The following is a 23,453-nucleotide window of genomic DNA, read 5'->3' on the forward strand; positions in this document are numbered from 1 at the left end:
CGCTCCTACTTCTTGGGCTTCTCGCCGACCGATTCCGACGTCAGGGCCGCCACGAATGCTTCCTGCGGCACCTCGACGCGACCGATGGTCTTCATGCGCTTCTTGCCTTCCTTCTGCTTCTCGAGCAGCTTGCGCTTACGGCTGATGTCGCCGCCGTAGCACTTGGCAAGAACGTCCTTGCGGATTGCGCGAATGTTCTCGCGCGAGATGATCTTCGCGCCGATCGCGGCCTGAATCGGAACCTCGAACTGCTGGCGAGGAATCAGCTCACGAAGCTTCGACGTCATGCGTCCGCCGTAAGCACCGGCGTTGGAGCGGTGCACGATCGACGAGAACGCGTCGACGGCCTCGCCCTGCAGAAGGATGTCGACCTTCACCAGGTCGGCCTGCTGCTCACCGGCCTCCTCGTAATCGAGGCTGGCGTATCCCTTGGTGCGGGACTTGAGGGCGTCGAAGAAGTCGAACATGATCTCGCCCATGGGCAGTTCGTAGCGCAGTTCGACGCGCGTCTCCGAGAGGTAGTCCATGCCGCCGAGCTCACCGCGACGGGACTGGCACAGCTCCATGATGGCGCCGACGTACTCGCTCGGGGCGATGACGGTGCACTTGGCGACCGGCTCGTAGACCTCGCGCACCTTGCCTTCCGGCCAGTACGACGGGTTGGTGACGATGACCTCGGCCCCGTCCTCCATCACGACGCGGTAGACGACGTTGGGCGCAGTGGAAATCAGTTCGAGGCCGAACTCACGTTCGAGGCGGTCGCGGGTGATCTCCATGTGCAGCAGGCCGAGGAAGCCGCAGCGGAAGCCGAATCCGAGGGCAACCGACGTCTCCGGCTCGTACGCCAGGGCGGCGTCGTTGAGACGGAGCTTGTCGAGAGCGTCGCGCAGCACCGGGTAGTCCGAGCCGTCCATCGGGTAGAGACCGGAATAGACCATCGGCTTTGGATCGCGATAGCCGACCAGCGGTTCGGTCGCGCCGTTGCGGGTTGTGGTGACGGTGTCACCGACACGCGACTGGCGGACGTCCTTCACACCCGTGATGAGGTAGCCCACCTCGCCGACGCCCAGACCGATACTGGCCTTCGGCTCGGGCGAGATGATGCCGACCTCGAGCAGTTCGTGTGTGGTGCCCGTGGACATCATCGTGATCTTCTCGCGGGGACGGATCCGACCGTCGACCACACGCACGTAGGTGACCACGCCGCGGTACGCGTCGTAAACGGAGTCGAAGATCATCGCGCGGGCGGGGCCGTCTGCATCGCCGACGGGTGCAGGTACCTGCTTGATCACCTCGTCGAGCAGTTCCTTGACGCCCATGCCGGTCTTGCCCGAGACGCGCAGGACATCGCCTGGCTCGCAGCCGGTGATGTGCGCAATCTCTTCGGCATAGCGGTCGGGATCCGCGGCCGGGAGGTCGATCTTGTTGAGGACGGGAATGATCTTGAGATCCTTCTCCATCGCCAGGTACAGATTGGCCAGCGTCTGAGCTTCGATGCCCTGAGCTGCGTCGACCAGCAGAATTGCGCCCTCACATGCTTCGAGCGCGCGGGAGACCTCGTACGTGAAGTCGACGTGGCCGGGTGTGTCGATGAGGTGGAGGACGAACTCTTCGCCGTCGACGATCCAGGGCAGACGAACGTTCTGGGCCTTGATGGTGATGCCGCGTTCACGCTCGATGTCCATGCGGTCCAGGTACTGCGCACGCATCGCCCGCTCTTCGACCACGCCGGTGAGCTGAAGCATGCGATCTGCCAGCGTCGACTTACCGTGGTCGATGTGCGCGATGATGCAGAAGTTCCGGATCTGCGCAGGATCCGTGAACGTCTTGTCGGCGAAGCTGCTGATGGGAGACCCCTTAGTCGGACCGGCACCGGCCCGGATCCGGGCCACTGTCAACCCTCAGGATATCCAAGTCTCGGCGCCGCCGTACCAGGGGTTCCCACGGGTGGGTGATTATGCTCGAACGCTATGGCAAGCATGTGGAAGCAGATCGGCAGAACCCTCGGCGCCCTCGCGGTGGAGAAGGGCCCTGCGTTGCTGCGCCAGTTGCAGTCGTCCACGTCTCAGTCGTCTGCCTCGAAGCCGGGTCCGTCCGGCCGGCCGATCGCCGCGCGGACGTCTCCGACCGCACATCGCGCCCGCAAGGTCGAGTACTCCCCCGACCTCGACGGCAAGGCCGATCCGGGCGAGATCGTCTGGACCTGGGTTGCCTACGAGGAGGATCCGACCCAGGGCAAAGACCGCCCGGTGCTGGTTGTCGGCCGTGACGGCAACACGCTGCTCGGTTTGATGCTGTCCTCGCAGAGCAAACGCGAAGGCGAGCGTGATTGGCTCGCAATCGGTTCGGGCCCGTGGGACGGCGAGGGAAGGCCCAGCTGGGTCCGGCTCGACCGGGTGCTCGACGTTCCCGAGAGCGGGATTCGGCGCGAGGGCGCCGTCATGGATCACAAGAAGTTCGACGCCGTCGCGGCAAAACTTCGGGCCGACTTCAGCTGGAGCTGAAGCCGACCCGAACGATGGAAACAGTATCGATCAGCTGTCCAGACGGTTGAACCGTCCGAAGAGTGCTCGATAGATGAGTGCACCGAGCGCACCGCCGATCAGCGGGAACACGATGAACAACCACACCTGACCGAGTGCACCGTCCTGGAACGGCGCGACAGCGAGACTTCGAGCGGGGTTGACGGAGGTGTTGTCGATCGGGATCGAGATCAGGTGAATGACGGCCAGGGTGAAGCCGATGGACACCCCGGCGAGCGGCACGTCGGAGATCTGGTCGGTCGACGCGAGAACGACGAACACGAGCAGAGCGGTCAGGAGAATCTCGATGATCATCGCGGCACCGATGCCGTAACCGTCGGAAACCACCTGTCCGAGAAGATTCTTCTCGGCTGACGGACTGTGTGCGCCCCAACCGTTTGCGCCGAGTCCGTCTGCGGCCCGGTTGTACGCCGGGAGACTGTTGGCCACCGTGTAGATCACGACGCCGGCGACCAAGCCGCCGATCACTTGCGCGACAACGTAAATCGCCGCATTGACGGCCGAGATGCGCCCGATCACGAATTGGCCGAGAGTCACGGCTGGGTTGACGTGGCAACCGGAAATCGGTCCGATCGCATATACGAGGAACAGCAGGGTCAAGCCGAATGCGAAGGCAACTCCGAGATTGCCGACTTTCGCACCTGCGAAGACGGCAGTTCCGACCGCGGAGAACACGAGCACAAATGTCCCCACCGCTTCGGCCGCATACTTCTTCACATCCGAGATCGGTTCGATCTCAGTCAATTCCTGTGCAGTTGGAGACATATTCCCACCTTCTTCTCATCGAACGGTAGTAATGCTCACGCGCCTAGATTTGCCGGACTTTACGCAAGCCTGGTGATCTCCACAACAACTTCGAGATCTGTGGAGCGTCCACCGGAAAAGATTCCCTTCAAAGGCGGCACATCCGAATAGTCCCTTCCTATTCCGACCGAGACATGCTGTTCATTCACAGCTATCGCATTGGTCGGGTCATATCCCCACCACGCGCCGGTCCACGCTTCGATCCACGCGTGCGATTCCCCGACCACCGTGTCCCCGACTGCCGCATCACGTTTGGGGTGGAGATAGCCGGAAACGTACCGACAGGGAATGCCCATCGTTCGAAGCAACACCAAGGTCAGATGTGCATAATCCTGGCAGACGCCTTTCCTGGCCGACCAGGCCTCGACCGCCGACGTATGCACTCCGGTCGTACCCGGAACATATGACATTTCACCGTAAACCCATTGCGACGCAGCCACTACTGCATCTTCAGGTGATTTATCTTTGCGCAATTCCTTGGCAATTGGCGCCAGCTTACGATCACGCGGAACATATCTCGTGAAACTCAGTTGTTCGTTGAATCGATCTTTAATCGCGTTTCCCGACAATTCATCCCAGTCGACGGTTTCCTCGGGCTGAACAAACGGTTCCGTCTCCACCACCGACAGTCCGGTCACTTCCAGCTCCGTGTGCGGGGCGTGCAAGTCGAAGGCGGTCACCGCGGTGCCCCAGTAATCGGTGTACCGATAGGAACGCGTTGCCGGCTGGGTTTCGACGCGCGTGAGGATCACCGTCTGCCTGGTGTCGCCGCGGGGTGTCAATCGCGCTTCGTTGTACGACGACGTCACCGGGGCGTCGTACGCATATCCCGTGGTGTGCACGACCCTCATTCGCCAGCTCACAGCTCTCCCTCCACCGTCGACTCCGCATACGCGGCGCCGGCATCCGTCCACGCGACCCACGGCGCAGCGTGGAAGTACTGCAATGCAATCGCCTCACCCAGTTCGCGACAGGTCTCCTGCCAACCGAGCAACCGTCCTTGCAGATCTTCGAGCAACACGCCCTGCGGCAGAAACTCCAGTTCGCTGCGTGCGCGGCCGAGAAGCCGCGGCGCCTCCGCCCGGATTCCGACGCGGCTGCCCGGCTGCGGGTCGAGTTCCTGCAGGCACTTCTCGGCCTGCCTGATCGAATGGAACACCGAGCGCGGAAAGAGTCTGTCCAACAAGATGAACTCGACGACGCGGTTGGCGTCGAGCGCTCCGCGATACGTACGCAGATACGTGTCATGTGCGCCCGCCGAGCGAAGAACACTGACCCACGCCGGCGACGACGGGCGGTCACCGGCGCGCGCCAGGAGCATCCGCACAATCATGTCGACACGTTCGATCGACCTGCCCAGCAGAAGGAACCGGTAACCGTCGTCGCGGCTGAGTGTGGAATCCGCCAGCCCCGCGAACATCGCTGCGCGTTCCTCCACATAACGGAAGAACTCGTGTGGCCCCAGCCTGCGTGACGCGCGTTCACGCTCCGCCAGTCCGTTGTACGTGGTGTTCAGGCACTCCCACATCTCACTCGACGTGACCTCACGTGCTCCGCGAGCATTCTCACGGGCACTTGCCAGCGAGTCCACGATCGATCCAACCTGATTGCGGCTGAACGCAACCAGGTCGGTGAGCGAGCGCACGTCGAGCTTCTCCTCCGGCGCTTCGATGCCGAGGACACGCAGGAGCAGACGCGACGTGCGGTCCGGGTCGACGGTTGCGTCGTCGAGCAGTTGGTGGACGGCGACGTCGAGGATCCGAGCGGTGTCGTCGGCGCGCTCGACGTAGCGGCCGATCCAGTAGAGGGACTCTGCGTTGCGAGCAAGCATCGGTCACCACGCTCCGTTCGCTGATAGTTCTTGGTAGCTGGGCACTACTGAGGTGTTCACTGTTGTTGCTGCTGCTGTTGAGAGGTGCTCAGTTCGGGTCCCTGCACCGGCTCCGCGGATTCCGGGGGCTCGGACACCAGTTCCTCACCGGACAGCTCTGGGTCCTCGTCCGAGCTGCGGCTGGCGAGCACCCATGTGTCCTTGCTTCCGCCGCCCTGGCTCGAGTTGACCACCAGCGAACCTTCCGGAAGTGCCACCCGGGTCAGGCCGCCGGGCAACACCCACACGTCCTCACCGTCGTTGACGGCAAAGGGTCGCAAGTCCACGTGGCGCGGCGAGAGAACGTCGTCGATCTTGGTCGGCACCGTGGACAACTGCACGAGAGGCTGCGCGATCCACCCGCGCGGGTCTGCCTTGATCTTGCGGGTGATCGCGGCCAGTTCCTTGGGACTCGCGTCCGGTCCGAAGACGATTCCGTAGCCGCCGGACCCTTCCACCGGCTTGATGACGAGTTCGGCGACGCGGTCGAGGACTTGCTCGCACTCCTCGTCCAACCAACAGCGGAACGTGTCGACGTTCTGCAAGAGCGGCTTCTCACCGAGGTAGTAGTCGATGATCTGCGGAACATAGGTATAGACGAGTTTGTCGTCACCGACTCCGTTGCCGACGGCACTCGAGATCACCACGTTGCCCGCTCGCGCCGCATTCAGTAGGCCTGCGACGCCGAGAATCGAATCCGGACGGAAGTGCATCGGGTCGAGATACTCGTCGTCGATGCGGCGATAGATGACGTCGACCTGACGCTCGCCTTCCGTCGTGCGCATGTACACCATGTTGTCGCGGCAGAACAGGTCGCGACCTTCGACGAGTTCCACACCCATCTGACGAGCGAGCAATGAATGCTCGAAATAGGCGGAATTGGCGATACCCGGTGTGAGAACAACCACTGTCGGGTCCGCTTCGTTGAGTGCAGCACCCGCACGCAGTGCCCTCAGTAGGTGTGTTGCGTAATCACCTACCGCCCGCACCTTGTGGGACATGAACAGATCCGGGAACACCCGAGTCATGGTGCGACGGTTTTCCATCACATAGGAGACACCGGACGGAGATCGCAGATTGTCCTCGAGAACTCGGAACTCTCCCGCCTCGTCTCGGACCAGGTCGATACCCGCGACATGGATTCGCACACCGTTGGGCGGCACGATGCCGGCTGCTTCACGGTGGAAGTGCTCGCACGAGGTCACCAGGCGGCGCGGCAACACGTGATCGCGCAGGATTCGCTGCTCGCCGTAAATGTCCGCAAGGAACAACTCGAGCGCCTTCACTCGCTGCTTGATGCCCTTTTCCAGCCGCGACCACTCCTGCGCGGCGATGACGCGCGGCACCAGATCCAACGGAAACGGTCGCTCCTGCCCGGACAGCGAGAACGTCACGCCCTGGTCGATGAATGCGCGTCCGAGTGCGTCGGCACGCGCGGCAAGGTCGGCGCTGCTCGTCGGCGCCAGGGCTTTGTACACACCCTTGTACGGGGCACGCACCGAGCCGTCGGGCTCGAACATCTCGTCGAAAGCCAACTCGTAGCGACCGATGTCTGAATATCCGTCGAACACTGCGGCTGGACGCGCTCGGGTGGTGGTCGAACCTGTTTTACTCGAACTTTTCGAAGGCGGCGGCGTCATAGGGCAACATGCTGCTACAAGTGGGGCTATTCGGCAGCGCGGCGAGAAATCGGGCGCTCGGTGTACTCTTCTCGACAGACGCAACGTGCGACGGTTTGGGTTCTTGGGCCCTCGGCTGGTAATCTTGCCAGTCGGTGCATCAGTGCGCCCACAGCTTTCTCGACCGTAACCAGCTAAAGACGACAAGGATTTTACGCGTGGCCAACATCAAGTCCCAGGTGAAGCGAATCCGTACCAACGAGGCGGCCCGACTCCGTAACCAGTCGGTGAAGTCCTCGCTGCGTACCGCGATCCGTTCATTCCGCGAGGCTGCGGCAGCCGGTGACAAGGACAAGGCCAACGAGCTCCTCGTCTCCACCAGCCGCAAGCTCGACAAGGCAGCCAGCAAGGGCGTCATTCACGCCAACCAGGCTGCCAACAAGAAGTCTGCACTCTCGCAGGCTGCCAACAAGCTCTGACGTTTCCACTGTGACGGTTCGCCGTCATACTGGTTCGTCTCGATAGCCGCCAGGTCGAAAGACCAGGCGGCTATTTTGCGTACTCAATCGGATCAGAGCAAAAACCCGCCATCCATGTCTTGCACGGTATATGTGGATCGGGCTGCGACCATCTGATGATGGCGGTCAACGGGAAACGCCCTCGTAGCTGGTTGTTCACGACTGTCTTCTGGGCGGTCGTCGCTTTCGGCGTATTGGCAGCCCTGGGGATCCCTCCTTGGTGGGAATCATTGACGGTTGCAGTCGTCGGAGTCGCAGCAAGCTACGGATGGTGGAGGCGCAGGCAACGGGGCGAATTCTGGATCTTCTTCGGCGTGATGTGTTCACTCGTTGCGATTCTGGCGTTTCTCGCCACTGGACGAGCGCTTCTCACCACCGTGAAGGTGCCGGTAGACAGCATCGGCCAAGAAACAATTGTCTGCGGCAGTGTGATGAATCTGGCGCCGAACGACTCCCTACGAGTGACCGACATCAGGACTGGTGAACCAACGACACGGCCTCAGGCCATTCCGCACACCCAGTTGGAGCAAGCCTGCGTGAAACGCCTCGACTACCGGGTGGCCGAGGCCACGGCCGCCACTGTCGTCGGACTACTTCTGGCCGGCCGCGCGATCGGCCATGTTGTCCTCAGTTCTTCCGCAACGCGCACACTTTCCGCACTGCCATCTCCAGAGCGAAGGACGAGTCGACTGCGGCGCCCTTCACGTCGGCATTGAGAGCGGCGACGATCTGCATCGCAGCGCCGATCGACGTGGGATCCCAACCGCCGACTTCCTTGATCGCCTTCTTGACCTTCCACGGCGGCATCCCGAGATCCGACGCCAACCGGAACGGGTCACCGCCCCGTGCAAACGGGCCGACCTTCGCGATGGTGTGGACTGCATCGGCGAGGGCGTCAGCGAGCAGTACGTGCGCCGTTCCGATCTGGTCAGCCCATCGCAGAGCCTCGAGCGCACCCCGGGTATCGCCGACGATAACTTTGTCGGCCACATCGAATCCGGAAACCTCGGCCTTGCCCGAGTAGTACTTGTGGACCGCATCCACGTCGATCTTGCCGCCGGTATCTGCCGCCAATTGCGAGCAGGCCGACGCAAGTTCGCGAAGGTTGGAGCCGACGCTTTCGATCATCGCGGCGATCGCATCGGGCGCAACCCTGACGTCGGCGGTCCGAAACTCACCCCGGACGAAGTCGACAAGCTGACTCTTGTTCAGTTTTCCGCAGTTGTGAACCGTCGCGCCGAGCTTCTCGAGAGCCGGCGCCAACGCTTTCGCGCGACCGCCGCCCGAGTGCACGACGATCAGAACGACGCCTTCTGCCGGCTCACGCGCCGCCTCGAGAACAAGAGCTACGGCATCTTTGCCTGCTTCTGCGGCCGATTCCAGGACGATCACACGGTCTTCGGCAAAAAGAGAAGGGCTGAGCAGCTCAGCCAACTCGGGAGCATTGGTGTCTCCGGCACGCATCTTGGTTACCGGGAGATCCGAAATACCCTGGCCGCGGTCACCGCGGACGGCTCTGATGAGCTGCGATACCGTGCGGTCGATCAGGAACTCGTCGTCCCCGAGAACGAGATGCAGCGGATCGACTCCAGACGGATTACTCACCCGAAGATGGTCCCACGAGGAACCGACACGATCGACACAGACCCGCCGCCCCCGCCGTACACAGCGACGGTGCCGTCGACGTCGGTCCGAACCACCGCCCCGCCCAACGAATCCAGTTCGTCGAGAACCTCCTCATTCGGGTGCCCGAAACTGTTGCCGTCGCCGACGCTGATCATCGTCAACCGCGGACGCACCGCTTCCAGAAAAGCCGACGACGTGGTCCGAGAACCGTGATGGGGCAGCTTCAACACATCGGCCTTCACGTCCGTTCCCGATCGGAGGATGGCCTCCTCCCCCGCAACTTCGGCGTCGCCCGTCAACAGAATGCGACCCGCGTCCGTGTGTGCCATCACCACCAGCGACTGATCGTTGGCGGCGTCCGCGCCGTCCCTCGCATCGCGGGGAGTCGGAAGCAACGGTCCGAGAACCTCCATGTTCACCGATCCCAACGTCAACTCCATACCTGCACGCAACGAGACAACCGGAACGCCGTGCGACTCGGCGGCATCCTTTACCGCCCGAAAACCTGACTCCGGCAACAACATCGACCCGACTCCGATCGCAGCGACCGAACGCCCACCCAGAACTGCTTCCAATCCACCGATGTGATCGGCATGAAAATGACTGATCATCAGCAACGCGATGTCGTTGACGTCCAACATGTTCAGGCAACGATCCATCGACGTGGGATCAGGACCGACATCGATGACGATCACCCTGCCGTCTCCAGTCGAGAGCACAAGACCGTCCCCTTGACCGACGTCGCACATCACCAGTACCCACCCCGGAGCAATACGACCACCGCCGAACACGTGCTGAAAGATGAGGGCTAGAACAACTCCCAGAACGAGGACGCCGACCACCCATCTCGAGATCCGATTCCACAGCGTCAGGGCCGCGGCCAGTAAGACGCCTACGACGATCAGAGCACCGATGAGCCCTGGCGGCACCGCCACCGACGCGCCGGGAAGCGCCGCCGCCCGCTCGGACACGTACAGCAGCCACCCCATCGGCGGCCGGACCAGTGGCGTGATGAACACCGCGATCGGTGGACAGATCAGCGCACACAAGGCAATCACCGCACCGAACACCGTGATGATTCCGATCACAGGCGCCACGGCCATGTTTGCGGCAATCGTGACCACACTGAAGGTTCCCGCCATGGCGCCCACCAGTGGCGCAGTCACGACAAACGCAGCACTCGAGACCGCTGTCATCTCCGAAAACCAACGGGGCCAACCTCGTCGGCGAAGCACATCCACCCACACCGGAGCAATGATTACCAACGCGCCCGTGGCAGTAGTCGACAGCGCAAACCCCCAGTCGACGGCAAGTTCGGGCATCATGACAACCAGAACGATGACGGCTGCGGCAAGAGCGGGCAGTGCCTGTTTGCGTCGACCGGTCACCAGACTGAGCAGGCCGATCAGGCCCATCACCGAGGCGCGCAGAACACTCGGCGACGGCCTCGCGACGACAACAAACGCAACGAGGGCTACCAGCGCCAAAGCAGCGCCGACGCGCGGACTGAGCGCCGCGGCTCTGACCAGCAGCAGAACCGCCCCGAGCAGAATGCTGATATTGGCGCCGGACACCGCGGTGAGATGGGAAAGCCCGGCAACGGTGAAGTTGTCCTTCACCACCGGCGACAACGCCGATGTGTCTCCGACGACGAGGCCAGGCAGCAGACCTGCCTGATCCGGCGGGAGCGCAGCCGAGCACGCAGCGGCGAAACGAGTACGCACCACACTCGCCCATCGCTGATACCAGGGCACTTCTCCAACTGCGACGGGAGGCCCCTCGGACGTGATCACGGCGAGCGTGGAATCGCTACGCCATGGCTGACTCGCCCGGCCGCGAACCGTCAGGCTCTGCCCTGGAACAACTTCGAGCCACGACGAACTGGGCGCCCGGATCGTGACCAGGCCGCCTCCGGAGTACCTGCGATTCTGGGAAGTCACCGAATTGACGGTTGCCCTGAAGAAAATCTGACCTTGACCCGCCGCGCCAGAGACTGCGTGCGGATCCTCCGAGGGTTCCACTTCGACACTCACCCACGCTCCCTCGAGGGCAGCCCGGGTCAGTGGGTGCCCCTCGACCTCGGTCGCCCGCCACCCGATGACGACACTGCATCCGGCACCGAACAGCAATGCAACCAACATGATTCGTGCCCACCCCGCAGATGTCCGGCGCACAACCGCGTAAGTGAGGATTGCCGCTGGAATAGCGCATGCCACCGCCAGTACCCACGCGGCGACCGCGCCGAACAGGATCCCCACCGCACTGCTCCCCCACACTGCGACGGCCGACGGTAGCAGTCGAGCGTCGAGGACCGGCGAGACTTCCGGTTCGTTCACACCGATACCAGCACTCGCAGTTTGGCCAACCTTGCCGGGCCGATCCCGTCGACTTCCCCCAATTGTTCTATGTCCGTGAATTTTCCGTTGGAAGTTCGCCAGGAGATGATCGCCGCAGCCGTTACCGGCCCTACCCCGGGAAGGTCGTCCAGTTCGGCCTCGGTAGCGGTGTTGAGGTTCACCAGACCAGCCCCGCCGGATTCCCCCGCAGCGGCGGGGCCGGTCCCTCCCGCAGTGGTACTCGAACTCGCTGAAACACCACCGGACTGATCGGCGGCCCCCACCACGATCTGATCACCATCGGCAAGCTTCTGTGCCAGATTCAGGCCCACCGTCTCTGCGCCCTCGAGCACTCCACCTGCCGCAGCGAGCGCGTCGGCGATGCGCGAGCCCGAATGAAGGTTGACAAGCCCAGGCGTGCGCACGAGTCCGACGACACTGACCACCAAAGCCTCAGGCGGCTGCTCCGCTACGACGCCGGTCGGTACGGGACTGGCTGATTCACCATCGTCGGCCGTGACATTCTGCGCAGTGACATTCTGCTCCGTGACATTCTGGGGCGAGGGCAACGGTGGGACCGCCTGCAAACTCGGAGAATCCCACCACACGGTGAACAAGCCGATTGCCGTGGCCAGGGCTGCAACGATCGCCAACACCCAGGTCGCCGATCGGCTCGGGCGCCAACGTGTACCGCGCCAGCGCTCGGGCAGCCGATCGAACCGTGACGCGTCGGGTTGAGCCTCGTATTCGTCTTCGTCGAAGTCCTGAAGCCACTCGGGGGACCTCTCGAATGGCTGCGGGGACCTCTCGAAAGACGCTGAATCCTCGAAGTCGTCGACGGCCTGTCGCTGCCGGTAGTTCCCGTCCATCGCCGCGAGGCGATCACGCGCCCGCTCGCGCTCCTCGCTGATCCTCATGACAGGACGCTAACGAGAGACCACGCCGCCGAAGACGAACAATTTCAGCCTGTGGAGAACTCGCGGATTGTGGAGAAACGATCAGGCGCTCGTGTCGATCTCCGGCAGCGGACACACGACAACACCGATCGCGCCGACACCGACGTGCGCTCCGATAACCGCGCTGAAGTCGGTGACCACGGATTCCGCCACATCGGGAATGCGCTCGGCCAACTGTTCCGCTATCGCGTCGGCACGCTCTCGCGCTCGCATGTGATGCACGGCTATCGCCACGCGGCCGAGACCGGCGCGCTCGACTGCCGAATCCACCAAGCGTGCAAGCGCTTTGGTAGTCGTACGTGTTTTTTCACCGAGCACGAGCTTGCCGTCCACCAGATGCAGGATCGGCTTCATCGCCAATGCAGTACCCAACAACGCGGCTGCGGTTCCGATTCGTCCGCCCCGACGCAATTGATCAAGTTTGTCGACGACGATGTAGCAGCGCCCACGGCTCGCGACGTCGACCGCCCGGCCGTACGCCTCTTCGAGTGACGCGCCCTTCTCGGCCAAGCGCGCAGCTTCGAGAGCGGGATAGCCCAAACCCATTCCGGCCGACTGCGAATCGACGATCCGGACGGCGCCACCGAACTCCTGGGCTGCGACTCGTCCGGCTTCCCACGTTCCCGAGAGTTGCCGTGAAATGTGCACGGCGAGAACGCCGTCACCGTCGCTCATGTCCAGGGCGCGTGCATACGCTTCGGACAACTCGGCGGGCGACGCTCCGGCCGTTGTCACTCCTGACAGGTCGCTCGGCATTGCGTCGACACCCTCACGCAAGTCGCAGCCGTCACGGAGCACATGGAGCGGAACCACCTGAATCCCACATGCGTCGGCCGACTCCTGCGGGATGCAGGCGGAGGAATCCGTGACGACGACGACCGGCATTCTGCTACCCGACTTCGCTCGGCGGTGATACCAGTTGCGGCGAAACCACTTTCTTCGACTCCACCCCGCGAATCGCAGCGATCATCGCGCGGGCTACACCGACATGACCGTCCCAACCCCAGTGAATACCGTCGGGGTTGCCGTTCTCGGAAAAGACGTTGTCACGCACTGCATCCGCGAGATCGACTACGGGAACGTCTTTCTCCGTAGCCCACTCGGTGATCGCGGACACCGCGGCAGGTCGTCCGGCGTGCACGCTCGCGTAGGCATCGCTGCGGTGCACCGACGGCAGGGTCGCGATCATCGGCAGTTCCGGCCGCATGTACTCCAACGCATTTCGCGAGCTTTCCAAATACTCGACGCTCAGCTTGGGCGGAAGTGCGACCGGGCGGCCCAGAGGTGCAAGCCGCGGCTGCAGCCACTGATAACCCTCGCGCACCACGCGTCGAAGCGCCGGAGGACGAACGTAGCGGATGGTCTCGCGGAGCGCGGTAGGCAATGGGGACGGTAGCGAGTCCATACCGCCGACCGCGAACACGACGGCGCCGGCCCGCGGCACCGCCGCCCACACACGAGGATCCTGAGTCAGTGCCCACCACGCGTCGCGGCACGTCCAGCCGATACGGGCGACCAACTCGACGTCCCAGCCGAGTTCGTCGGCCACGATGTTGGGCCAGATGCGTGGATGATCTGCCGCGAGGCCGCCCTTGGGGCCGAAATACGACAGCGAATCCGCGAGCACGAGGAGGACGGGGCGCTGCCCGTCGGCACTTTCAGAGGACGTCATTTGCGACACTCGCAGAAGCATTCCATACGTCGAGTCGCCACTCGATCGACTTGACGTCGCCGTGTCCGCTGAGTTGCACCCAACTGGTGTTTCCCAATCCGCCGAGGACGGCCCAGCGATCGACGGGTAGGTCGAGCAATGCCGCTGTCAGTGCCGCGATCAAGCCTCCGTGCGCCACCAGAACTACGGGCCGCTCGGCCCAGTCCGGGTGCGTGTCGAGCAATTCGTGAACTACGGGGAGGCTACGATTCGCGACGTCGATTCGGCTTTCGCCGCCGGGCGGCGCCAACGTGGCATCCGCTCGCCAGGCAGATCGCACACCGGGAGTGCGCTCGTCGACGTCATGATGAGTCAGGCCTTGCCATTCACCCAGGTGTGTCTCACGCAGACGCGTGTCGGTGAGGACCGGAAGTCCGGCGGCGTCACCGACAGCGACTGCCGTGAAATACGCGCGCCGCAGATCCGAGGACACGATCGTCAACGGTCTGCGATCGGCGATCACCGGACCTGCACTCTTGGCCTGCGTGCGTCCCAACTCCGACAGGTCGGTGTCGAGTTGCCCCTGCATCCGAGAGTCGGCGTTGTATTCGGTCTGTCCGTGACGCAGCAGGATGAGCCGGCGGACAGGGTTCGACGCCGCACTGGGCGCCGACGAAGTCACAGCGAGGGATCCTGCGCGTCCGGCTCGGAAACCGTGTCGGTCTCGAACACCGTGTTGGCATCGGCGGGGCCGGGACGGTTCTGTCCGAGGCCTTCGACCTCGACCGTCGGGCAGTCCTTCCACAGACGATCGAGAGCGTAGAAGTTGCGCTCCTCGTCATGCTGGACGTGGACGACGATGTCGGCGTAGTCGAGCAGTGCCCAGCGGCCCTCGCGGGTGCCTTCACGGCGGACCGGCTTGTGTCCCGCTTCGCGGAGGCGGTCTTCGATGTTCTCGACAATCGAGTTGACCTGACGCTCGTTGGTCGCAGATGCGATCACGAAGCAGTCCGTGATGACCAACTGTTCGGACACATCGAGCACCACCACTTCGGTGGCCAGCTTCTCGTCGGCTGCCAAGGCCGCGATGCGTGCCATGTCGATGGCTTCGGTGTTTGCACTCACTCGATGTTCTCCAGTTTCGTCTTCAGAAAGTACTTGTTGTTCTCGGCTAGCTCGATTCGGCGCCCGGGACGGCTTCCGACTTCCCCGGTGCGGGCTCCGACATCGTTGTAGCTCCGTCGCGGCGCTCCGCGTCGACAGGTCGATACAGGTTCCGCTTCGAGATGTACTGCACCACTCCATCCGGCACCAGGTACCAGACAGGGCGGTCTTCACTTGCCCGACGACGACATTCGGTCGACGAAATGGCAAGTGCCGGAATCTCTATCAACGTGACCGCGTCGGCGGGCATGGTGTCGAGGTGACCGGCCAGGTGCTCTGCATTGAGATCGAAACCCGGTCGCGATACCCCGACGAACTTCGCCAATGCGAACAACTCTTCCCAATCTTGCCAGGAAAGGATGCTGGCCAGCGCATCGGCACCGGTGATGAAGAAGAGTTCGGCGTCGGGATGGTAGGCCCGGAGGTCTCGCAGTGTGTCCACGGTGTACGTCACTTTCTCACGGTCGACGTCGACCCGAGAGACGGAAAACCGCGGGTTGGAGGCGGTGGCGATGACCGTCATGAGGTACCGGTCCTCGGCAGGACTGACGCCCTTCCCCTGCTTCTGCCAGGGCCGCCCGGTGGGGACGAAGATCACTTCGTCGAGTCCGAACCGGTCGGCGACCTCACTGGCCGCAACGAGGTGGCCATGGTGAATGGGGTCGAAGGTGCCACCCATCACTCCGAGGCGTCGAGCACGTTCCACCGATAGTCCCTTCTGCACGAGTGTCGAGCTTACGGGTCAGACCGGCAGCAGACGGGACACGACGTCGGCAAGCTGCTGGGCCGAGCGGCACTCGTGCATGCTGATGACCTCGTTGTACACCTTCGCCGCGGAGTCACCCGTTCCCCATTGCCCCTTCGGCTCAGGGTTGAGCCAGTGTGCGTGCTTGGCAACCGCAACCATCTGCGACAGCGACTGGAGGTTGGGATCGCGGTAGTTGTTGCGACCGTCGCCGAGTACCAGCAGCGACGTGCGACTGGTGATCGACTGCGCGAACTTCTCCTGGAAGACCCCGAAGGCGTGCCCGTAGTCGGAGTGGCCGTCGTAGGTGATCAGTTCGGCTTCACGCACCATCCGTGACATCGCGGACCCGAGGTCTGCGTTCGAGTCGAAGAACCGCGTGACCTCGTCGGTCGTGTCGATGAACGCGAACACCCGCACTCGTGAGAACTGCTCGCGCAACGCGTTGACGAGGAGCAGGGTGAAATGGCTGAACCCCGCTACCGAACCCGACACGTCACACATCACCACAAGTTCCGGACGCGCTCGCTTCGGCTTACGCTGCACCAGATCGATCGGCACTCCGCCCGTCGACATGGACTTGCGCAACGTGCGACGCAGGTCGATCGAACCCGAGCGGGAGCGGCTACGACGCACCGCGAGACGGCTGGCCAACAGACGAGCGAGTGGTGCGACGTTCTTCTTCAGTGTGGTGAGTTCGGCGTCGGAGGCCCGCAGGAAGTCGACTTCCTCGGCGAGTTTCGGAACGCCGTACGTGGCGACGCGTTCCTTACCCAGATTCTCGGCGGTGCGTCGACGCGTTTCCTTCTCGACCATCTTGCGGAAGTCCGCGATTCGCTGCGCTGCCGTGCGCTTGGCGACCTCGGACTGATAGTCGGAATTGTCCTTGCCCTCGGACCCGGCGCCTTCCTGGTTGCCGAGTAGACCTTGCAGGATCTTGTTGAGCAACGTCTCCGGGGCGACGTCGCGCAGCGCCTGATAGGCGGAGAACGACGGGCCGTTACTCGACTGGTACTGCCCGAGTTCCTCGACCATCGCGGCGGTCAGGAGTTCGGTCATCTCCATCGCCTCGTCGCTGCCGTCTGTCAGCAGTTCGGCGATCAGCTCACGCAATGCCTGTAGGTCGATCGAGCCGTCTGGCTTGCGCGGCAGTGTGACGTCGACGTCGCCTACCGCACGGTCACCGATCGCCTTGGGGAACCACAGGTCGAAGACGGCGTCGAACGTCGCCCGGTGGGTAGGTCGGCGCAGGAGCGAGCATGCCAGCCCTTCACGAAGCGCTTCACGATCGAGCAGGTCGAGAACCGACATGACCTGACCGGCGTCGACGGTCTCGGACGGGCCGACCATGATTCCGCGTCGTCGCAGAGCCTCGACAAAATCGACGAGGTGACCGGGAATCCCGTGCGGCGCTGCCAGGCCGCCGGGTGAGAGCGGCGACGTCGATCCTGCGGGAGCCATGTCAGACCTCAGTTCAGCCGAAGTTCAGCGGCGGCGCGCACCTGGTCCGACTGGTGCTTGAGGATCACGCCGAGCGTGGCGCGTACGGCGTCGTCGTCGAGCGTGTCCATGCCCAGAGCGAGAAGGGTGCGTCCCCAGTCGATGGTTTCGGACACCGACGGAACCTTCTTGAGCTGCATTCCGCGAAGAACACGAATGGTGTTGACCAGCTGCTCGGCAATCGCTTCAGGAAGCTCCGGCACCCGGCTTGCGAGGATACGACGCTCGAGGTCGGCGTCCGGGAAATCGAGATGCAGGAAGAGGCAACGACGCTTCAGAGCCTCCGAGAGTTCGCGCGTGGCGTTGGACGTCAGCACCGTGAACGGCTTGCGGGTGGCGGTGATCGTTCCGAGCTCGGGGATCGTGACCGCGAAGTCGCTGAGCACTTCGAGGAGCAGACCTTCGATCTCGACGTCTGCCTTGTCCGTCTCGTCGATCAACAGCACCGTCGGGTCCTCGCGGCGAATGGCCTTGAGCAGTGGACGTGCGAGCAGGAACTCCTCCGAGAAGACATCCGCCTTCGTCGAGTCCCAGCTGTGGTCGACCGCGACATCACCCCTCGCTCCGCTCGCCCCGCCCGACTGAATCCGAAGAATCTGCTTCGCGTGATTCCACTCGTACAGCGCACGAGCCTCGTCGACGCCCTCGTAGCACTGCAGGCGCACCAACTCGGCGCCTGTCGTCTGGGCGACTGCGCGGGCGAGTTCCGTCTTACCGACACCGGCCGGTCCCTCGATGAGCAGGGGCTTGCCCAGTCGGTCGGCCAGGAACACTGCCGTTGCAGTGCCCTTGTCGGACAGGTAACCCGTCTCGGCCAAACGCTCGATCACGTCGTCGACGCTCGAGAAGAACGGTGTTGTATCGGGAAGAGCTCGGTCCACGGTTAACTCCTAAAAGGGTGGGGCAAGTCTGGTGAACTTTTCAGGCGGGTCGGGTGTGCCCGTCGCCCCAGACGATCCACTTGGTGGACGTCAGTTCCGGTAGCCCCATAGGGCCACGCGCATGCAGTTTCTGGGTGGAGATGCCGATCTCGGCGCCGAATCCGAACTGCTCACCGTCGGTGAAGGCAGTCGACGCATTGACCATCACTGCCGCGGCGTCGACGCGAGCGGTGAACTCACGGGCAGCCGAGAGATCGGAAGTCACGATGGCTTCGGTGTGGCCGGTCCCGTACTGGTCGATGTGCTCGACCGCAGCGTCCAGGTTCTCGACGACCTTGAGCGCGACGTCGAGCGTGAGGTACTCCTTCGACCAGTCGTCCTCGGTGGCCGGGACGAGTCCCGGCAGATCGCCGTGCACGACGACGTCGTGCATCTGAAGCGCTTGAAGCAACTTCGGCACGGCCGTCTCGGCGATGGCGGCGTCGACCAACACCGTCTCCGCGGTGTTGCACACGCTGGGCCGACGGGTCTTGGAGTTGAGAAGAATCTTCTCGGCCATGAGCAGATCGGCGGCCGAGTGAACGTAGACGTGGCAGTTACCGACACCGGTCTCGATGGTGGGAACGGTGGCATCGCGAACTACGGCGCTGATCAGGCCGGCGCCGCCTCGTGGGATGACGACGTCGACGAGGCCACGGGCCTGAATCAAATGAGTGACCGTGGAGCGATCCGCACTTGGCAGAAGTTGAACGGAGTCCTCGGGCAGTCCCTGAGCAACCAGCGACGCACGCAGGGCCGCTACCAACGCTTCGTTGGACTTGACCGCCGAGGACGAACCACGAAGCAGCGCAGCATTTCCCGATTTGAGGGTGAGCCCGAAGGCATCGACGGTCACGTTGGGACGAGCCTCGTACACCATGCCGACGACACCGAGCGGAACGCGCTGCTGCCGTAGTTCCAAACCGTTCGGCAGAGTGGAGCCGCGAAGAACTTCGCCGATCGGATCAGGTAGTCCGGCAACCTGGCGCAGACCTGACGCGATGCCCTCGATGCGGTCAGCGGTCAGACGAAGACGGTCGAGCAGCGATTCCTCGGTGCCACCCGCCTTCGCGGTGTCGATATCGAGAGCGTTGGCCGCGAGAATCCGATCACTTGCCGCGAGAACTGCGTCGGCTGCGGCGTGGAGAGCAGCATCCTTCTGCGCCGTGGTCAGCAGAGCCAGGACGCGCGAAGCCTTACGGGCTCGGCGTGCGGCGTCGTGCACGACGGACTTGGTGTCGGACGCGTTCGAGTCGACGGTTTCTGCGTTGGAAGTCACAGCGGTCATGAATACACATTAACCACCCACCTCCGCGGCTTGCTCGGCGGAACGAGGCTGTGACCACCCGGGACCATTCCGGCGGACCGCCTGCGAACATTTCGGCGGACCGCCTGCGAACATTTCGGCGGACCGCCTGCGAACATTTCGGCGGACCGCCGGGGAACAATTCCGACGCGCGGCGCTGTTGCACCCACCGACCTTCTTCTTCGAGTCAGGAGCCATCCGTGAGTGTGTTGTTCGAGCCTTTGACCCTGCGTGGCGTCACCATCCCGAACCGCGTCTGGATGGCACCGATGTGCCAGTACTCGGCCGACGTCATCGGCGACCAGGTCGGAGTGCCCAACGAGTGGCATCGCACGCATCTGGTGAGCCGTGCAATCGGCGGCACCGGCCTGATTCTCACCGAGGCGACGGCCGTCAGTCCCGAAGGCCGCATATCGGCAGCTGATCTGGGGATCTGGAACGACACGCAGGCGCAAGCCTTCGCCGAGATCAACGCGCAACTCGCGTACTTCGGCGCAGTGCCCGGAATTCAGCTGGCCCACGCCGGACGCAAAGCGTCGACGCAGGTTCCGTGGCGCGGCGGCAAGAGTCTGCCCGCCGACGACCGACTCTCGTGGCAGACGGTTGCCCCGAGCGCGGTTCCGTTCGGGCACCTTGCCGATCCGGTAGAGCTCACCACGGAGGGCATCGAGAAGGTCGTCGCGGACTTCGCAGCGGCGGCTACCCGCGCATTGAAGGCCGAATTCAAGGTCGTGGAAATTCACGCGGCCCACGGATACCTGATCCATCAGTTCCTCTCCCCCGAGAGCAACAAGCGAACGGACCGCTACGGAGGCAGCTTCGAGAACCGCATTCGATTGCTCCTCGAAATCCTGACAGCAGTCCGCGAGGTGTGGCCGGCCGAGTTACCGCTCTTCGTCCGGGTCTCGGCGACCGATTGGCTGACGGAAGAGCGTGGGCTCGAGGTCGACAGCTGGACCGCGGATCAGACCGTTGCCCTGGCCAACATCCTCTCCGATTACGGGGTCGATCTCGTCGACGTCTCCACCGGCGGCAATTCACCGGCGGCACAGATTCCGGTGGAACCGGGATACCAGGTTCCGTTCGCCCGTCGCCTGCAGAACGAGAGCCTGCTACCGGCCGCCGCCGTCGGCCTCATCACCGAACCCGAACAGGCCGAGAAGATCGTCGAAGACGGAAGCGCAGTGGCGGTGCTCCTCGGCCGCGAACTGTTGCGTGATCCGTACTGGGCGCGCCGGGCGGCGCGGGAACTGAACGCCGAGGTTGGACCACATATCCCGTCGCAGTACGCCCGCGCCTTCTAGCCCGAAAATCGGCTCCCGCGCCCAACTTTGATAGCGTAAGCGTCTTACTTGCCGGTAGTCCGGAGCCCTGTGGGCTCCGGACACTGCCGCGGGCCAGAGCCGTGCGACGGGGGTCGCAACGAGCCACAGGGCACGCGGACGCTCGATTTCCCGACCGGCTCATCGGCGAGTGGGCAACGAAAAGATGCGTGCATCAGGTACGTGCCCCGCTCGGTTCGATGATTGCGCTGGGGAGCGCATGTCATGACTACACCAGAGAACTCGATCAGCGCTCTCGAAGTGGCCGAATCACCCGATGTCTGCGTCACCGACAATGCGTCCGTCAAGCGCGCTGTCAAGGCGACGATGCTCGGAAATGCCATGGAGTGGTTCGATTTCGGCGTTTACGCATATCTAGCTACCACTATCGGAAAAGTGTTCTTCCCGGAGGCGAGCGGCAGCGCTCAACTCCTCTCGACGTTTGCAATTTTCGCAGCAGCCTTCATCGTCCGCCCTCTCGGCGGATTGTTCTTCGGCCCACTCGGTGACCGCATCGGACGCAAGAAGGTCCTGGCCACCACCATCATTCTGATGGCGGGCAGCACCTTCGCCATCGGCCTCATCCCGAGCTACGAGTCCATCGGTATCGCCGCCCCGATCCTGCTGGTACTCCTACGCCTGTTGCAGGGCTTTTCCACGGGCGGCGAATACGGCGGGGCCAGTACGTTCGTTGCCGAATACGCGCCGGACAAGCGGCGCGGTTTCTTCGCCAGCTTCCTCGAATTCGGGACTCTGGCAGGATATGTGGCGGCAGCGGGCATCGTGACGATCATCCAGACCGTCGTCAGCGCCGAGGACCTCCTCCAATGGGGCTGGCGCATCCCCTTCCTCATTGCCGGACCGCTGGGTCTCATCGGCCTGTACCTCCGTCTACGTTTGGAGGAAACTCCCGCATTCCAGATGATGGAGCAGGCCGAAGAGCGTTCCCTCGCAGACGAATCCACCGGCAAGAAACTACGCGAAACTCTCGTCGACAACTGGCGTCCGCTTGTTCTGTGCATCGTCCTGGTGGCCACATACAACATCGCTCACTACGGCCTGCTCAGCTACATGCCGACGTATCTGACCAACACGTTGGGTTACGACGAATCCCACGGACTCGTTCTGATGATCATCGTCATGATCGTGATGATGATGGGAATCAGCTACGTCGGAAAGTTCTCGGACCGCGTCGGGCGTAAACCCTTGCTGCTCAGCGGTTTCATCGGATTCTTCGTCCTGTCCCTGCCTGCCTACCTGTTGATCGGCATCGGCAACTACGTGACGGTCTTCCTGGGACTCGCCATTCTCGGCGGCTTGCTCCTGCTGTTCGTCGGGGTGTTCCCGTCTGTGCTTCCCGCACTCTTTCCGACCGGAATCAGGTACGGCGGCTTGGCAATCGGATACAACCTCGCGGTGTCGATCTTCGGTGGAACCACTCCCCTGGTGCTGACAGCTCTCGAAAGTGCAACGGGCAGCAATCTGGTCGCACCGATGTACATGATGATCGCCGCGGTGATCGGTGGTATCGCAGTCCTGATGATCCCCGAGACCGCACGGAAGCCACTGGACGGTTCTCCGCCCGCCGTGGCCACCGACGAGGAAGCACGCCGGATCATCCGCAAGGTTCGCCGCAAGAGAATGAAGGCCGATAACCTCGAGGTATGAGCACGCCTCGAATCGTCGTCGTCGGCAGTATCAACATGGATCTGACCACGTCAGTGTCCAGATTCCCCGCTCCGGGAGAAACGCTGCTCGGCACTGCCTTTGCCACCGCGGCCGGAGGTAAGGGCAGTAACCAGGCCATCGCCGCCGCGAAGGCCGGTGGGGACGTGTCCTTCGTCGGCGCGGTCGGCGACGACGGTTTCGGCACCCAGTTGCGCGAGACCCTACAAGACGCCGGGGTCGACACCGCACTGCTACGTAGTGTCGACGGCCCGAGTGGCGTCGCGGCCATCACCGTGAGCGAAGACGCGGAGAACAACATCATCGTCGTCCCGGGCGCCAATTCCTCGATCACTTCGTTGACCGAAGCAGACCTCGACGCGATCTCCCGCGCCGACATCCTCCTGTGCCAACTCGAGATCCCGGTCGAGACAGTTACAGCGGCAGCCGAGCACGCACATGCTAACGGGACGACGGTCATCCTCAATCCGTCTCCTGTGCAAGAACTTCCGGATTCACTGATCGATGCAGTCGACATCTTGATCGTCAACCAGACCGAGTCGGAGCAGTTGGCCGCGGTCACCGGTCGCGTCCGATACCTCGTCACGACGCTCGGGGCCGGCGGCGCGGATCTCCGGTCGGGCGAGGAGACAATCCACGCCGACTCCCCGGCCGTGACACCCGTGGACACCACCGGCGCCGGCGATGCCTTCACCGGGGCCTTCGCCGTGGAGTGGGTGCAGGACCAGGACCGCGCCCTGCAGTTCGCTGCCACGGCGGGAAGTCTGGCGACGACGGTTCGCGGCGCGTCGGTGTCGTCGCCCACTCGCGCTGAGATCGAAAAAGTCCTGAACCGACAGCTTGACTCTGACACCGTGTGAGGTTCTAAACCTGTAGGTGTCGGGTTC

21 protein-coding genes are annotated in these 23,453 nt (G+C 63.2%); 5 read left to right on the plus strand and 16 right to left on the minus strand.

From position 1 onward, the window contains the following. Positions 1-5 precede the first annotated feature (5 nt). On the minus strand, positions 6-1,898 hold the full coding sequence (gene lepA, locus ABX74_RS06095; protein ID WP_047888431.1) for a translation elongation factor 4: 1,893 nt from the start codon (positions 1,896-1,898) through the stop codon (positions 6-8). 72 nt (positions 1,899-1,970) lie between these two features. Between lepA and ABX74_RS06100 the strand changes: the two genes are divergently transcribed. Beyond that, the gene (locus tag ABX74_RS06100) at positions 1,971-2,504 is read left to right on the plus strand and encodes a type II toxin-antitoxin system PemK/MazF family toxin (protein ID WP_020969977.1); all 534 of its coding nucleotides are present in this window, start codon (positions 1,971-1,973) and stop codon (positions 2,502-2,504) included. Between the two features lie 30 nt (positions 2,505-2,534). On the opposite strand, the gene ABX74_RS06105 is transcribed toward ABX74_RS06100, so the two are convergent. From ABX74_RS06105 to ABX74_RS06120, 4 genes are read right to left on the minus strand one after another with little or no spacing between them, the layout of a single operon-like run. Beyond that, on the minus strand, positions 2,535-3,308 hold the full coding sequence (locus ABX74_RS06105; RefSeq protein WP_019749045.1) for an aquaporin: 774 nt from the start codon (positions 3,306-3,308) through the stop codon (positions 2,535-2,537). A 59-nt stretch (positions 3,309-3,367) separates the two neighbouring features. Next, the gene (locus ABX74_RS06110) at positions 3,368-4,198 is read right to left on the minus strand and encodes a transglutaminase domain-containing protein (RefSeq protein ID WP_047888447.1); all 831 of its coding nucleotides are present in this window, start codon (positions 4,196-4,198) and stop codon (positions 3,368-3,370) included. Between the two features lie 8 nt (positions 4,199-4,206). Beyond that, positions 4,207-5,178, minus strand: coding sequence for an alpha-E domain-containing protein (locus ABX74_RS06115; RefSeq protein WP_019749046.1), 972 nt, complete (start codon positions 5,176-5,178; stop codon positions 4,207-4,209). A gap of 56 nt (positions 5,179-5,234) precedes the next feature. After that, positions 5,235-6,857, minus strand: coding sequence for a circularly permuted type 2 ATP-grasp protein (locus ABX74_RS06120; RefSeq protein ID WP_019749047.1), 1,623 nt, complete (start codon positions 6,855-6,857; stop codon positions 5,235-5,237). 197 nt (positions 6,858-7,054) lie between these two features. On the opposite strand from ABX74_RS06120, the gene rpsT reads away from it, so the two are divergent. Continuing rightward, the gene (rpsT, locus tag ABX74_RS06125) at positions 7,055-7,315 is read left to right on the plus strand and encodes a 30S ribosomal protein S20 (RefSeq protein ID WP_003944567.1); all 261 of its coding nucleotides are present in this window, start codon (positions 7,055-7,057) and stop codon (positions 7,313-7,315) included. 666 nt (positions 7,316-7,981) lie between these two features. Here rpsT and holA read toward each other — a convergent pair. The 11 genes from holA to ABX74_RS06180 form a co-directional block, all read right to left on the minus strand. After that, a complete protein-coding gene (gene holA, locus ABX74_RS06130; RefSeq protein ID WP_003944476.1) occupies positions 7,982-8,959 on the minus strand; it encodes a DNA polymerase III subunit delta in 978 nt (325 codons plus the stop codon). Continuing rightward, positions 8,956-11,316, minus strand: coding sequence for a ComEC/Rec2 family competence protein (locus ABX74_RS06135; RefSeq protein WP_047888432.1), 2,361 nt, complete (start codon positions 11,314-11,316; stop codon positions 8,956-8,958). The genes holA and ABX74_RS06135 overlap by 4 nt, the downstream gene beginning before the upstream one ends. Next, positions 11,313-12,233 carry a ComEA family DNA-binding protein gene (locus ABX74_RS06140; RefSeq protein WP_042952244.1) on the minus strand — a complete coding sequence of 307 codons (921 nt, stop codon included), beginning with the start codon at positions 12,231-12,233 and terminating at the stop codon, positions 11,313-11,315. The genes ABX74_RS06135 and ABX74_RS06140 overlap by 4 nt, the downstream gene beginning before the upstream one ends. A gap of 81 nt (positions 12,234-12,314) precedes the next feature. After that, positions 12,315-13,157: a DegV family protein gene (locus ABX74_RS06145; RefSeq protein ID WP_020908214.1), complete on the minus strand. Its 843-nt coding sequence runs from the start codon at positions 13,155-13,157 to the stop codon at positions 12,315-12,317. 4 nt (positions 13,158-13,161) lie between these two features. After that, on the minus strand, positions 13,162-13,944 hold the full coding sequence (octT, locus tag ABX74_RS06150) for a diglucosylglycerate octanoyltransferase (protein WP_019749052.1): 783 nt from the start codon (positions 13,942-13,944) through the stop codon (positions 13,162-13,164). Continuing rightward, positions 13,931-14,605, minus strand: coding sequence for a histidine phosphatase family protein (locus ABX74_RS06155; protein WP_019749053.1), 675 nt, complete (start codon positions 14,603-14,605; stop codon positions 13,931-13,933). The genes octT and ABX74_RS06155 overlap by 14 nt, the downstream gene beginning before the upstream one ends. Then, the gene (rsfS, locus tag ABX74_RS06160; RefSeq protein WP_003944502.1) at positions 14,602-15,048 is read right to left on the minus strand and encodes a ribosome silencing factor; all 447 of its coding nucleotides are present in this window, start codon (positions 15,046-15,048) and stop codon (positions 14,602-14,604) included. Before rsfS ends, ABX74_RS06155 begins: the two co-directional genes overlap by 4 nt. 46 nt (positions 15,049-15,094) lie before the next feature. Then, complete coding sequence (nadD, locus tag ABX74_RS06165; RefSeq protein WP_003944462.1) at positions 15,095-15,811, minus strand: nicotinate-nucleotide adenylyltransferase; 717 nt, start codon at positions 15,809-15,811, stop codon at positions 15,095-15,097. Between the two features lie 18 nt (positions 15,812-15,829). Continuing rightward, entirely contained in the window at positions 15,830-17,293 is a 1,464-nt protein-coding gene (locus ABX74_RS06170) for a vWA domain-containing protein (protein WP_020908216.1), read from the minus strand. Between the two features lie 8 nt (positions 17,294-17,301). Beyond that, complete coding sequence (locus ABX74_RS06175; RefSeq protein WP_019749056.1) at positions 17,302-18,213, minus strand: AAA family ATPase; 912 nt, start codon at positions 18,211-18,213, stop codon at positions 17,302-17,304. Positions 18,214-18,253: 40 nt separating this feature from the next. Next, complete coding sequence (locus ABX74_RS06180; protein WP_019749057.1) at positions 18,254-19,540, minus strand: glutamate-5-semialdehyde dehydrogenase; 1,287 nt, start codon at positions 19,538-19,540, stop codon at positions 18,254-18,256. A 218-nt stretch (positions 19,541-19,758) separates the two neighbouring features. On the opposite strand from ABX74_RS06180, the gene ABX74_RS06185 reads away from it, so the two are divergent. The 3 genes from ABX74_RS06185 (at position 19,759) to ABX74_RS06195 (ending at position 23,426) form a co-directional block, all read left to right on the plus strand. After that, the gene (locus ABX74_RS06185) at positions 19,759-20,862 is read left to right on the plus strand and encodes an NADH:flavin oxidoreductase/NADH oxidase (protein WP_020908218.1); all 1,104 of its coding nucleotides are present in this window, start codon (positions 19,759-19,761) and stop codon (positions 20,860-20,862) included. Positions 20,863-21,105: 243 nt separating this feature from the next. Continuing rightward, the gene (locus ABX74_RS06190; protein WP_047888433.1) at positions 21,106-22,548 is read left to right on the plus strand and encodes an MFS transporter; all 1,443 of its coding nucleotides are present in this window, start codon (positions 21,106-21,108) and stop codon (positions 22,546-22,548) included. Next, on the plus strand, positions 22,545-23,426 hold the full coding sequence (locus tag ABX74_RS06195; protein WP_047888434.1) for a ribokinase: 882 nt from the start codon (positions 22,545-22,547) through the stop codon (positions 23,424-23,426). Before ABX74_RS06190 ends, ABX74_RS06195 begins: the two co-directional genes overlap by 4 nt. The last annotated feature ends 27 nt before the right edge of the window (positions 23,427-23,453 follow it).

This window comes from Rhodococcus sp. ARP2, from assembly GCF_001029585.1.
GTDB classification, from domain to species: domain Bacteria; phylum Actinomycetota; class Actinomycetes; order Mycobacteriales; family Mycobacteriaceae; genus Rhodococcus_F; species Rhodococcus_F erythropolis.